The organism is Luteibacter sp. CQ10 (assembly GCF_040900725.1).
Taxonomy (GTDB): domain Bacteria; phylum Pseudomonadota; class Gammaproteobacteria; order Xanthomonadales; family Rhodanobacteraceae; genus Luteibacter.
On sequence record NZ_JAEUYM010000004.1, the window covers coordinates 244,805 to 257,220 of the forward strand.

The window sequence follows — 12,416 nt, forward strand, 5'->3', positions numbered from 1 at the left end:
CCCTCGCCCCCAAGGACACGCCGTTCGCATGTCTTCCATCCTCTGCTTCGGCGAGGCGCTGATCGATTTCCACGCACAGCCCCAGGGCGGCGCCGGTCAGCCTCCCGCTTTCGTACCCTTCGCCGGCGGCGCGCCCGCCAACGTGGCCGTCGCCGCCGCCCGCCTGGGCGGTCGCGCGCGCTTCGCGGGCATGCTGGCCCGCGACATGTTCGGTGACTTCCTGCTCAAGAGCCTCACCGACCTCGACGTCGGCACCGAGGACGTCGCCCGCACCGACGAGGCGCCCACGGCACTGGCCTTCGTGGCCCACGACGCCAAGGGCGACCGCAGCTTCAGCTTCTACCGTCCGCCCGCCGCCGACCTGCTGTTCCGCCCGGAGCACTTCCGCGCCAACGCGTTCGACGGCCTGGCCGTCTTCCACGTCTGTTCCAACTCGCTGACCGAGGCGGCCATCGCCCGGACCACGATCGTGGGCATGCAGCGGGCCCGCGAGGCGGGCGCGCTGGTCAGCTTCGACATGAACCTTCGCCCGGCCCTGTGGCCCAAGGGCGAAGACCAGCTGCCGCGCCTGTGGCAGACGCTGTCCGAAGCCGACGTGATCAAGCTCAGCGCCGAGGAGTTCGCCGCCGTGCACGACGGCGGCGACGACGAATCCGTACTCGAACGCCTGTGGCAGGGCCACGCGCGCCTGCTGCTGGTGACCGACGGCGCCGAGCCGATGCGCTGGTTCACGCGCACGGCGCGGGGCGTGATCCACGGCTACCGGGTGGACGCGGTGGATACCACCGCCGCCGGCGACGCCTTCGTGGGCGGCCTGCTCGCCCGCCTCGCCGACCAGCGCGTCAAGCCGGCCGACCTCGATGCGCTGGTGGCCGACGAGGCACGCCTCGTCGCGCTGATCCGTTACGCCGCCGCCTGCGGCGCGATCACCGCCACCCGCAAAGGCTCGTTCACCGCCATCCCCGACCAGGCCGAAGTGAAGGCCTTCATGGAGAAGCACGCATGACGAACGTCCCCCTCCCCGATTTCCATAACGTCGACGTCCTGCGCGAGCACGTCGCCACCACCATGAAGTTCTATGCGCCCAACGAGGTCGACAAGGCCGGTGGGTTCTTCCAGTACTTCAAGGACGACGGCTCGGTCTACGACCGCGGCCATCGCCATCTCGTGTCGAGCACGCGTTTCGTGTTCAACCACGCCATGGCCTACCTCGAGTTCCACAAGCCCGAGGACAAGGACCTGGCGATGCACGGCCTGAAGTACCTGCGCGAGGTTCACCTGAATCCCGAAACCGGCGGCTACGCCTGGACGATCCAGGACGGCAAGCGCGACGACCAGATGAACCACTGCTACGGCCTGGCCTTCATGCTGCTGGCCTACTCGTGCGGCGTGAAGGTGGGCTTCGAGGAAGCGAAGGGCTGGCAGAACGAGATCTGGGACCTGCTCGAAAAGCGCTACTGGGAACCGGAGCACGGCCTGTATCGCGACGAGGCCGACAAGGACTGGAACTTCACCACCTATCGCGGCCAGAACGCGAACATGCACATGACCGAGGCCATGATCGCCGCGTGGGAAGCCACGAAGGACGATCGCTACCTCGATCGCGCCATGCTCCTGGCGAACAACATGACCCAGCGCCAGGCGGGCCTGACCCCGCAGAAGCTGATCTGGGAGCATTACCACCCGGATTGGTCGATCGACTGGGAATACAACATCGACAATCCGAAGCACCTGTTCCGCCCGTGGGGCTTCCAGCCGGGCCACCAGACCGAGTGGGCCAAGCTGCTGATGATGCTCGAGCGTTACACCAAGGGCACGTCGCGCCACAAGGACTGGCTGGTGCCGACCGCGCGCCACCTGTTCGACGATGCGCTGAAATTCGCCTGGGACAAGGAATACGGCGGCATCGCCTACGGTTTCGATCCCGAGGGCGTGGTGTGCGACGACGACAAGTATTTCTGGGTGCAGGCCGAGTCGCTGGCCGCCGCGCAACTGCTTTTCGAAGCCACCGGCGATGCGTCCTACGACCAGTGGTACGAGAAGATCTGGGCGTACAGCTGGGAACACCTGGTCGACCATAAGTACGGCGCCTGGTATCGCATCCTCACACGCAAGAACGAGAAGTACGACGACGAGAAGAGCCCCGCCGGCAAGACCGACTATCACACGATGGGCGCTTGCTACGAGGTGATGGCGTCGTTGCGGCGGATGCAGGGGAAGTAAGAGCCGAACCGGCTCCTCGCGAAAACCGCGCGCATGGCGCTGGGCTCCTGCGTGCGCAGGAGCGACGGACTACCATCTCGTAGCTCGTCGCTCCTGCGCACGCGGGAACCCAGGGCCGTGAGTCGCTACGGGAGCGATGGCTTCAGGTTGGCCATGTCGGCCCACGGATCGGTCTCCAGCGTCTTCGCCCGCTTCAGCGCCTTCTTCATATCGAACGCCGCGCCCGTTTTGAGGCGGGCAATCTCCTCCCAGCGCACGGGCATCGCCACCGGCGCCCCTTCCCTCGCCCGCAGCGACCACCCGGTAACGCTCGTCGCCCCACGCGCGTTGCGCAGCCAGTCGATGAAGATCAGGCCCTCGCGCTTGGCCTTGCTCGCCTGCGCGATGTAGCGCTTCGGCGCATCGGCGACCATGGCATCGGCGATGCCTTCGCAGAAGGCTTTCACCGCGTCCCACGACGGTCCTCTTCGGAACGGCGCCACCACGTGCAAGCCCTTGCCGCCCGACGTGCGCACGAAGCTCGTCAGGCCGATATCGCCCAGGCGCTCGCGTATCTCGCGCGCCGCCGCCACGACGTCTTTCCAAGGCACGCCCTTGGCGGGATCCAGGTCGAAGATGAGGCGATCGGGCTTGTCCGGATCGTCCACGTGCGAACCCCAGGGATGGAATTCGAGGGTGTTCATCTGCACCAGTTCGATGACCCCGGCGACGTCCTCGACATAGATGTACTGCGCTTCATCGCCGCCCTTCTCTTCCAGCACCACGGGTTTGACGTGACGGCCCAGCGTGTCGGCATGGTGTTTCTGGAAGAAACACGCGCTGCCCAGGCCGCCGGGGCAACGCACCAGCGACAGCGGTCGACGCGCGAGCTCAGGAAGCATCCATGCCGCGACGCTCTCGTAGTACGCCGCCATCTCCCCCTTGCTCGGCCCACCGGGCCCGAACACCTCGCGCTCCGGATGGGTCACGTTGACGCCCGCGATGGTGAGCGCCGCCATGTCAGCTCGCCCGGCGTCGTTTCGCTGGCGCCTTGCGCGCGGGCGTCTTCTTCGTCGCGGCCTTCTTCGCCGCCTTCTTGGCCGGCGCCTTCTTGGCGGCGGTCTTCTTCGCCGGCGTGCGCTCCTTGGCGCCGATGCTCTTCTTCAGCAAGGCCATGAAGTCGACGACGTTGGTGGTGGCGTTCTCCGGCGTGCGCTCGTCCTCGTCGTCGACCGTGGCGGTGACGCCCTTGCTCTTGAGCCGCTTCTCGATCGCCTTGCGCAACTTGTCGCGGAATTCGTCGCGGTAATCCGTCGGCTTCCATTTGCCCGACATCGACTTGATAAGGTCGACCGCCATGTCCATCTCGCGCGACGAAATCCGGTAATCCGATGCCGCCTTGTCCGGCAGCGCGTACTCGCCGGCATCCACGATTTCCGACGCGTAGCGCAGCAGGTTGAGCAGCAGCGCATCGCCCTGCGGATACACCGCGGCGAGGTATTCCTTGGTACGGATCACCACCCGGCCGATCCCGACCTTGCCTGTCTTCTTCAGGGTCTCGCGGAGCAACACGTAACCCTTCTCGGCTTTCTTCGCCGGCACCAGCACGTAAGGCTTCTCGTAGTAAGCCGGGGATATCTCGGTGCCGTCGACGAACGTGTCGATCTCCACCGTTTCATGGGCGTCGCTGGCCGCGTGGCGGATGTCTTCCTCCTCCAGCACCACGTAGCTACCCTTCTGGTACTCGAAGGCCTTGACGATCTCCTTCCACGGCACTTCGTCGCCGGTCTCGGCATTGACGCGCTCATAGCGGACCGGCGTGTTGTCGCGCTGGTCGAGCATGCGGAAATGCAGGTCGTTGCGCCGCTCGCCCGACATCAGGCGGATGGGCACGTTGAGCAGGCCGAACGAGAGCGTTCCGGTCCAGATGGGACGGGCCATGGGGCGATCCTCGGGCTCACGGGACCCTGAGGATCACCCCGGGCATGTGGATGCGAGGTCGAGGCTAGCCCCTTCGCCGACACGGTCGGCTCCCACTCCTCCGGTAGCAAGCTCACTACCGGAGGGGTGGGAGCCGATCGTATCGGCGAAGCAAGCTGGCCCGTCGTTACTTACCCTGCACCACCGGCAACTCGATGGCGCTCGCCATCCCCGCCGTGTGCCACACCTGCTGCGTCGCCTTCACGTAATCCGACGGCTTGGCGAAGAAGATGTTCGGCACGTAGGTCTGCGGGTTGCGGTCGTACAGGGGGAACCACGACGACTGCACCTGCACCATCACCCGGTGGCCGGGCTGGAAGGTGTGGTTTACGGTGGGCAGGCCGAACCGGTATTGCAAGGGGGTATTCGCCGTGAGCGCCTTCGGCGCCGAGAAGCTCTCGCGATAGCGGCCACGGAAGATGTCCATCGACACGCTCAACTCATAGCCACCCATCGTCGGCGACGAGGCGTTCGTGTCCGGGTAGACGTCGATCAGCTTCACCACCCAGTCGCTGTCCGTGCCGCTGGTGGAGGCGTAGAGGTTCACCTGGGGCGCGCCGGCCACGCGCAGCGGTTCCTTCAGCGGCTCGGTGACGTAGGTGAGCACGTCGGGGCGGCCGTCGACGAAGCGCTGGTCCTGCACCAGCCAGGTCGTCCACGACTGGCGATCGGCGAAGTGCACCGGGCGCGGCACGTAGGGCACGGGTTTGGCCGGGTCGGACACGTATTCGTCGTACTTCGCCGCACCCTCGGCCGGGGCGGTGAACGAGAGGCCGCCATTCGCTTCGAGGTAAAGCGGCTTCGTCGTCTTGCCCTGCGGCCAGGCGTTGAAGCGGTCCCAGTGATCCGCGCCGGTGTCGTAGATGAACACCGGCGGTGTCTTCGCCTTGGGCGCGCCGTCGACGAGGTACTGGTTGAAAAACGGCAGCAGCACGTCGCGGCGGAACTGCAACGCGGTATCGCCGCTCCAGTTGAGGGCACCCAGCGACGAGGCGTTGTAATTCACCTGGCTGTGCCGCCATGGGCCCATTACCAGGTAGTTCATGTCGTTGTTCCTGTCCTTGGACTCCATCGCCTGATAGCTATGGATGGCGCCCCACATGTCTTCCTGGTCCCACAGGCCCTGCAGCCACATCGTGGGCACCTTGAGCGGCTGCTTCGCCATCTCGCGGTCCAGCGCCTGCTCTTCCCAGAAAGCGTCGTAGGCGGGATGCTCGCTGAGCTTGCGCCAGAAAGGCAGCTGGTCGAGACCGTTGGCGCGGGCGTAGTCGCCGGCGGAGCCCGCGCGCAGGAAGTTGGCGTAATCGTCGTAACCCTCGCGCGGCACCGAGGTGCCCTTGCCGCGCTTGGTGTTCTGGCCGGTGAGGTAATCGAAGTTGGTCTGGCGGAAGGCACCGTAGTGGAACCAGTCGTCGCCCATCCAGCCGTCCACCATCGGGCTTTCCGGCGCGGCCACCTTGAGCGCCGGATGCGGGTTGACCAGGGCCATCACCACGGTGAAGCCCTCGTACGAGGAGCCCAGCATGCCGACCTTGCCGTTCGACTCGGGCACGTTCTTGCTGAGCCAGTCGATGGTGTCCCAGGCGTCGGTGGAATGGTCGACCTTGGTGTCGTTGAGCGGGCCGCGCAGCGGCCGGGTCATGACGTAGTCGCCCTCGGAGCCGTATTTGCCGCGCACGTCCTGGAACACGCGGATGTAACCGGCATCGACGAACACCTCGTCGCCCTCGGGCAGCAGGTTGCGCATGGTGGGTGAATCGCTGCGAGCGGCCCGGCTATCGGCGTTGTAGGGCGTGCGGGTCAGCAGGATCGGCGCGTGCTTCGCGCCCTTGGGAATCACGATGACGGTATGCAGCTTCACGCCGTCGCGCATCGGGATCTCGACGGTCCGCTTGACGTAATCGTTGGCGGCGGTCGGCTGGTCGAACTTCGCCGGGATGTCCGGCGTCATCGGCGCGGTCTGGGCAGCGGCGAAGGGGCAAGCGACCGCCAGCGAGAGGGCTAGCGATACGAACAGGGGACGACGCGAGACGGGCATGGGACCTTCCTGCGGTTGGCTGGGACGAAACCCTCCAAGCCTGCCCTATCCGGCATGGCATCACCTAGGCCATCGGTCATGCTTTCCCGTGGCATGAAAAAAGCCCGCCACGCCTTTGGAGGCGCGACGGGCTTTCGATGAGGCGTATTACTGCTGGGCGGCGGTCGAAGCCGGGGCCGGAGCAGCCGTGCCGGCGGCGGCCGGAGCCTCGGTCGGAGCGGCGGTCGACGCAGCGGCCGGAGCGGCGCTGTTGTCCGCCGGAGCGGCAGCGGCGGTCGAGGCGGCAGCCGGGGCGGTGGAAGCGGCGGCCGGGGCGTTGGCGGCCGAATCGTCGGACTTGTTGCAACCCGACAGGGCGGCGACGGCGGCGAAGGCCAGGACAGTGATCGAAGCAAGCTTCATGATGGGAGACTCCTCATTCGTTATTTATGGATGCAGGCACGGCGCAGGTACCCCTCGAACGAAGGGCCCACTACGGCTTTCGCCGCTCCTGCCGGCGGATCAATGTAACACCCCTGGGCGCTCCCATCCGGGACGGTCGCGCGAAAGGATCGGACAACGGTGAAGCGAGCCCAGCCGGAGGCAAGACACGTTCCCGCTCATTTTCAGAGGAATCGGGTCTTCACGCACGCGGCCGGCGAATCATTTTGTCATTACGAAGTTGCAGTTTACACCCCAAAACCGCACGACGCCGGGCGATGGGGCGGGACGGACGGTCGGCAGCAACGGCGATTATCACGCAAACGTATGATCCGCGAGAGGTGAGAGGCACGCGTGGAGGTCCGAACATCGGCGTACAGGCCCGGTTCACGGCGCCATCGAGCACGTTCGTGTCCTGCGAATCGCCAGTGAGACTAGCCACGTACGGGTTGTCAATTGCCCGTCTCCGAAGGTCATTCGAAGCGCTATCCGGCCAGTTCGGCCGATGGCGGCGGGGCCCGTCCGACGGTGATCGTGCTGCCGACGGAGGCCGCCACGATGAAACCGATGGCCAGCCATTGCGAGGGGACGAGATGCTCGCCGAGCAGGACCATGGCCAGCAACGCGGTCACCGCCGGCTCCATGCTCACCATCACGCCATAGGTCTCCCCGGGCAGGCGCTTGAGCGCCATCATTTCCAGGGACATGGGTATCGCGCTGGACACCACGGCCACTCCCAGGCCCGCCAGCAGCACCCAGGGGTCGAGCAGGCTCGCGCCGGCGTGGGCCACGCCGTACGGCACCACTATAAGACTCGCCGCGACGAGTCCCAGCGACACCGAGTGCCCCGCATGCAGGTGGCCGGCCTGGTTGCCGAACAGGATGTACAGTGCCCAGCAGATCGCCGCGCCGAGCGCGAACAGGACGCCGGTCCGGTCGAGGGCGGCGTCGTGGCCGAGCGGCAGCAGGATGGTCAGGCCGACGATGGCGCAGGCCAGCCAGACGAAGTCGACCGCGCGGCGCGACGACAGCATCGCCACCGCCAACGGCCCGCTGAACTCGATGGCGACCGCGATACCGAAGGGAATCGTCCGCAATGCCATGTAGAAGAGCAGGTTCATGAGGCCCAGGGTGAGCCCATAGCGAATCACGTAGCCGGCATCGCGACGGCTGAGCGGCCAGCGCCAGGGGCGCCACAGAGCCAGGAGCACCAGGGCGGAGAACCCGACGCGCAAGGCCGAGGTACCCTCGGCGCCCACGAGCGGAAACAGCCGCTTGGCGAACGACGTGCCGACGGACAGCGAAACGATGGAGCCGAGGACGGCCAAGGCCGGGAGCCAGGGAACGGGACGATGGTGGGTCATCGGCGAACTGTATCGACATCGCTCCGCCCGCGGGAGAGCGACGGACCCGCACCCGTTGAATACTTTTTATAAATTTGAGACAAATAGTCTCGTCACTTCCGGAACGCCGCCATGACCGCCCTTCCCGACTTCCGCCTGGAAACCTACTTCTCGCGCTGGGAGTTCGCGGCGCGCTACAACCTTGCGGCATCCGACGCGCAAAGCATGCGCCTCTCGGCGTTGCTTGCCCTGGCCGCCCCCGACGATCGCGAACGCTTCGACACGCTGCACCTGGGTTACACCCAGACCTACGGCGACCCGGAGCTGCGGCAGGCCATCGCCGGGCTCTACGAGGCACGCGCGGCCCACGACGTGCTCTGCTTCGCGGGCGCGGAGGAAGGCCTCTACGTGGCGATGAAGGTGCTGCTCGACGCCGGCGACCACGCCATCGTGGTCACGCCGAACTATCAATCGGCGGAAACCGTCCCCGCCTCGATCTGCGACGTGAGCGGCGTGGCGCTGGACCCTCGCGACGGCTGGTCGCTCGACATCGATGCCGTCGCCGCCACCATCCGCCCGAACACGCGCCTGGTATCGATCAACTTCCCGCACAACCCCACCGGCAAGATCCTCGAGCGCGAACGTTTCGATGCCCTCGTCGACCTTTGCCGCCGACATGGCCTTTGGCTGTTCAGCGACGAGGTGTACCGCGAGCTCGGCCCGACGGGCGCCGTGCACCTGCCGGCCGCGGTGGACGCCTACGAGCGCGGCGTGTCGCTGGGCGTGATGTCCAAGGCCTACGGCCTGCCCGGCCTGCGCATCGGGTGGATCGCCTGCCGCGATCGCGACGTGCTGCAGCGCATGGAGCGCTACAAGCACTATCTCTCGATCTGTAACGCGGGGCCGTCGGAAGTCCTGGCGACGATCGCCCTGAAAGCGCGCGACACGATACTCGCCAGCATCCGCGCGACGATCGACGGCAACCTCGATCTGCTCGACCGGTTCTTCGCGCGCTGGGCGGATCGCTTCGAGTGGTACCGGCCCGACGGAGGTTGCGTGGCCTATCCGCGTTACCTGGGAGCCGAGGGCGTGGAGACCTTCGCGGACCGACTGGTGGACGAAGCGGGCGTCTTGCTGCTGCCCGCATCGAATTACGCGTCGCGTCTCATGCCCACGCCCGCGGATCGATTCCGCATCGGTTTCGGCCGTAGCGATTGCGCGCAAGCGCTGGAATCAGTCGACCGGTACCTGACCGGTTGATACCTCGTGGGAGCGGGCTCCGCTGGTGATGGGGATTGCCGCAACCTGGCATCACCGGCGAAGTCGGCTCCCACACGGGGCTTACGGCCTGCCGATCGCCTCGAGTTCGTCCACGGTTTCAGCCGACAGTTCCAGTTCGGCCGCCGCCAGGTTCTCGCGCAAATGCCCCACCGACGACGTCCCCGGTATCAGCAACACGTTCGGCGAACGATGCAGCAGCCAAGCCAGTGCCACCTGCATCGACGTGGCTTCCAGGCGTTCGGCCACCGCCGACAACGCATCGGACTGCAGCGGCGAGAAGCCACCCAGCGGGAAGAACGGCACGTAGGCGATGCCCATCGCGTGCAGTTCGTCCACCAGCGCGTCGTCGCTTCGTTGCACGAGGTTGTACTGGTTCTGCACGCACACGACCGGCGCGATGCCCTGGGCCTCCTTGACCTGGGTGAGCGTCACGTTGCTCAAGCCGAGGTGGCGGATCTTGCCCTCCTCGCGAAGGCGGGCCAGCGCGCCGAACGACTCGGCGATCGACCCTTCCTTCGGCTCGTGGATGGCCCCCATGTTGCGGAAATTCACCACATCCAGCACGTCCACGCCGAGGTGGCGGAGGTTGTCCTCCACGCCTCTGCGCAGTTCGTCCGGACGCATCGCGGGGTTCCACGAGGCGTCATCGCCGCGTGTCGCGCCCACTTTCGTCACGAGGGTGAGATCGTCCGCATAGGGCGCCAGCGCCTCGCGGATGATTTGGTTGGTGACGTGCGGGCCATAGAAATCGCTGGTGTCGATATGGTTCACGCCCGAGGCCACCGCCTCGCGCAGCACCGCCAGCGCGGCGGCGCGATCCTTCGGCGGACCGAACACGCCCGGCCCGGCCAGTTGCATGGCGCCGTAGCCCATGCGGTTCACGCGGCGGTCGCCGAGGGCATAGGTGCCGGCCTTGCTTACGTTGCTCATCTGCGTCTCCAGGGTTGACTACGTCGACGAGCATAGGGATTGACCGGTTGCACGATAATCCGGTGGAATCGGCACGGGCTGTACGGAAAACCGAACAATGGACGCCGATCCGCAAGACCTCATCGCCTTTCTCGCCGTGGTACGCGCGGGCGGCTTCCGCGAGGCCGCCCGTGCGGGAAATACCTCCCCGTCACGCCTGAGCGAAGCGGTGCGGCGACTCGAAGCCCGGCTGGACGCGCGCCTGCTCAACCGCACCACGCGCAGCGTCGCGCCCACCGAGGTAGGCGCGCGCCTGGCCGAACGGCTCGCTCCCGCCCTCGGCGAACTGGAAGCCGCGCTCGACGTGGTGAACCAGGACCGCGACCGACCCACCGGCACGCTGCGCCTCAACGTCCCGGCCAACGTCGCGCGCACGGTACTCGCGCCGATCCTGGTGGCCTTCCTGAAGGCCTATCCCGAGGTTCGCGTCGAGGTGATGATCGAAGACAGCTTCGTCGACCTGGTGGCCTCGGGGTGCGACGCCGGCATCCGCTACGACGAGCGCCTGGAGCAGGACATGATCGCCCTGCCCATCGGCCCACGCACGCAATGCCTGGCCACCGCCGCCGCACCGTCCTACCTCGACCTGCACGGCACACCGCAGCATCCGAGCGACCTGCTGAAGCACGCATGCCTGCGCGGCCAGTTCTCGGGAGGCGCCAAGCCCCTTTGGGAATACGAGCGCGGGAATGAAGTCATCCGCGTAGACCCGAGCGGCCCATTGCTCGTACGCCCCGGGGCATCGTTCGACCTCGCCGTGGAAGCCGCCGTCGGCGGCCTCGGCATCATCCACCTGTTCGAAGACTGGCTGCAGCCGCACTTCGACAGCGGCGCCCTGGTACCCATACTGCAGTCGTGGTGTCAGACGTTCAGCGGTCCCTTCCTGTATTACCCCGGGCGTCGGCATCTGCCGTCGCCGTTGAGAGCCTTCGTGGAGTTCGTGCGATCCCGTCGGGAACCTCGTTAGTACGGCGGACTCGCCAACACCTCCGCGCCTGGCCACTCGAACCCTGTCGCTGCACGCGCATGGAACGTCCTCAGCTTGCGCCACGAATCCCGAGTGCCACCTCCACGATTCGTCGCCCGACCGTCGTGATGCTGCGATGGCCAAGGGTCGAATGCTGGAAACGTCCGTGCAACTCACCCTGCGTCAGCGAACCATGCAGGATCTTGCCTTGCTCGGAGGTGCCGAAGGGCGCATGGAAAGTGCCCGCCGTATAGGCGATGTCCGAACTCCTGCCGAGGCTCTTGCCGTAGTGTTCGACGAATCCGGTCTGCCTGCCCGCCAACAGCACGTCCCGATCCATACGCAAGCTCTTGACGTACCGTGGGGCACCCGGGTTCGCCGCGCGGGTAACGTCGCGCACGAATGCGCTCAGCATCCGGCGATCGCCCGCATCCCTTTCGATCGTGAGTTCGTAGGTATGGCCGAACCGGAAATCGATGAGCGTCGCGTTGCTCGCGCCCGGCCCTCCGTCCGCACTCGGTATCCCCGACGGTGCACGGAACGATTTACCGAAACCGGAAAAAGCCACCAACGCCTTGCCATCCTGGCGCGGCTGCAAACCGATATAACCGGTCGCCGCACGGCGTCCCTTCAAGTCGTTTACGTCGAATTGCATGGCGTAATAGTGTCCCGCATCGTTCGGCCCCCTCCTTTGCTGGGCCGCATCGATTTTCATGGGAAAAGTCAGCTGGGTCAGGCCGTTGCCGACACCGGGCAACGAGTACGAGAGACGATAAAGGGCATTCGGCAGCGTCGCCCTGGCCTTCGTTTCCGGCTTCGCGTTCGCGTTCAGCGCGGTGATCACCGTGCTCCCCACGGCCGCCGCGCGGCGAGGGCGCGACGCCGTCGTCGACGGCCGTCCGCACGCGGCATTCATCCACGGATCGTCCACCTTGCGAACCACGGGTTCCGCCGTCGCCGGAGAGCGCCCTCCCGAGGCATCCACGGCCGGCGCCGCCACGTGCTCGCCTGCCGAAACCCATGCATTCATGGAGCGAAGCACTTCCATTCTTTTCACCTCACCCGCGAACGGACCCAGTACCAGAGGTCACGATAGGAGCGTGCCGGCACGATGAGGTGGTAAATATGGATGCCCGTCGCGCGAAGCCAGACGAACGTTCGCGACGAGCCAAGAAAAAAGCCCCCGATGCGTCGGGGGCTTTACGGAGGACTCGCG

11 protein-coding genes are annotated in these 12,416 nt (G+C 66.3%); 4 read left to right on the forward strand and 7 right to left on the reverse strand.

The genetic code is table 11. From position 1 onward, the window contains the following. The first annotated feature begins 28 nt into the window (after positions 1-28). Together JNG39_RS16975 and JNG39_RS16980 are read left to right on the forward strand one after the other, a co-directional pair. Complete coding sequence (locus JNG39_RS16975; RefSeq protein WP_368313101.1) at positions 29-1,006, forward strand: carbohydrate kinase; 978 nt, start codon at positions 29-31, stop codon at positions 1,004-1,006. Beyond that, complete coding sequence (locus tag JNG39_RS16980) at positions 1,003-2,223, forward strand: AGE family epimerase/isomerase (protein ID WP_368313102.1); 1,221 nt, start codon at positions 1,003-1,005, stop codon at positions 2,221-2,223. The genes JNG39_RS16975 and JNG39_RS16980 overlap by 4 nt, the downstream gene beginning before the upstream one ends. A 125-nt stretch (positions 2,224-2,348) precedes the next feature. Here the strand turns inward: JNG39_RS16980 and ligD are convergent, their stop codons facing one another. From ligD to JNG39_RS17005, 5 genes are all read right to left on the reverse strand, one after another. Then, positions 2,349-3,221 (reverse strand): non-homologous end-joining DNA ligase, encoded by an 873-nt coding sequence (ligD, locus tag JNG39_RS16985; RefSeq protein WP_368313103.1) that lies wholly within the window; start codon positions 3,219-3,221, stop codon positions 2,349-2,351. 1 nt (position 3,222) lies between these two features. Continuing rightward, entirely contained in the window at positions 3,223-4,143 is a 921-nt protein-coding gene (locus tag JNG39_RS16990; protein ID WP_368313104.1) for a Ku protein, read from the reverse strand. A 166-nt stretch (positions 4,144-4,309) separates the two neighbouring features. Continuing rightward, positions 4,310-6,220, reverse strand: coding sequence for a CocE/NonD family hydrolase (locus JNG39_RS16995; RefSeq protein ID WP_368313105.1), 1,911 nt, complete (start codon positions 6,218-6,220; stop codon positions 4,310-4,312). Between the two features lie 147 nt (positions 6,221-6,367). Further along, on the reverse strand, positions 6,368-6,622 hold the full coding sequence (locus tag JNG39_RS17000; protein ID WP_144915597.1) for a hypothetical protein: 255 nt from the start codon (positions 6,620-6,622) through the stop codon (positions 6,368-6,370). A gap of 503 nt (positions 6,623-7,125) precedes the next feature. Further along, on the reverse strand, positions 7,126-8,004 hold the full coding sequence (locus JNG39_RS17005; RefSeq protein ID WP_368313107.1) for an EamA family transporter: 879 nt from the start codon (positions 8,002-8,004) through the stop codon (positions 7,126-7,128). Between the two features lie 111 nt (positions 8,005-8,115). Between JNG39_RS17005 and JNG39_RS17010 the strand changes: the two genes are divergently transcribed. After that, positions 8,116-9,243: an aminotransferase class I/II-fold pyridoxal phosphate-dependent enzyme gene (locus JNG39_RS17010; protein ID WP_368313108.1), complete on the forward strand. Its 1,128-nt coding sequence runs from the start codon at positions 8,116-8,118 to the stop codon at positions 9,241-9,243. A gap of 81 nt (positions 9,244-9,324) precedes the next feature. Here JNG39_RS17010 and JNG39_RS17015 read toward each other — a convergent pair whose 3' ends face one another. Continuing rightward, entirely contained in the window at positions 9,325-10,194 is an 870-nt protein-coding gene (locus tag JNG39_RS17015; RefSeq protein WP_368313110.1) for an aldo/keto reductase family oxidoreductase, read from the reverse strand. 97 nt (positions 10,195-10,291) lie between these two features. On the opposite strand from JNG39_RS17015, the gene JNG39_RS17020 reads away from it, so the two are divergent. After that, positions 10,292-11,200 carry a LysR family transcriptional regulator gene (locus JNG39_RS17020; protein WP_368313111.1) on the forward strand — a complete coding sequence of 303 codons (909 nt, stop codon included), beginning with the start codon at positions 10,292-10,294 and terminating at the stop codon, positions 11,198-11,200. A gap of 70 nt (positions 11,201-11,270) precedes the next feature. Here the strand turns inward: JNG39_RS17020 and JNG39_RS17025 are convergent, their stop codons facing one another. Then, a complete protein-coding gene (locus JNG39_RS17025) occupies positions 11,271-12,044 on the reverse strand; it encodes a hypothetical protein (RefSeq protein ID WP_368313113.1) in 774 nt (257 codons plus the stop codon). Positions 12,045-12,416: the final 372 nt, after the last annotated feature.